Annotated in this window: 1 protein-coding gene; it reads left to right on the plus strand. The window is 38.3% G+C overall.

Translation table 11 applies throughout. The features are described 5' to 3' along the window. Nucleotides 1-19 precede the first annotated feature (19 nt). A partial coding sequence (locus AC1DUW_RS32165; RefSeq protein ID WP_477644629.1) for an amidohydrolase family protein occupies nt 20-527 on the plus strand: 508 nt, incomplete at its 3' end.

A 527-nucleotide genomic window follows, 5' to 3' on the forward strand; every position in this document is an offset into this window, starting at 1 on the left:
AAGAATAGAGGGATTTTTTATGATTAAAATCGATCTTTTATTTAAAAATGCCAATGTACTGACTTTAGATAATAGGAATCGTCGTGCTGGGTCTGTGGCTGTAGCAAATGGCAAAATTGTTGGTATTTGGAGAGAGTGCGAGCCTCCTAAAAGTGCCGTCGAAGTGACAGCAAGTACAAATGTTGTTGATTTAAAGGGATCTACTTTAATTCCAGGATTTATTGATACACATAATCACATTTTGGCGTATGGCCAAATAATGAGACAGGTGAATTGCGGCACACCGCCAAATCAATCCATAAAAGATATATTGGAGGTAATTGGTGCAAAAGCAAAAGAAACTCCCAATAGGGAATGGGTCAAGGGATATGGATATGATGATACCCTTCTGTATGAAAAGCGCCATATAACACGGGAAGACTTAGATAAGGTTTCGCCAAATAAACCTGTTATCATCACACACACCTCAGGACACATATCCGCAGTTAATTCACTCGCTTTACAATTATCTGGTTTAACAGATGATG

The sequence above is a fragment of the Peribacillus sp. P4_C12 genome (assembly GCF_056402095.1).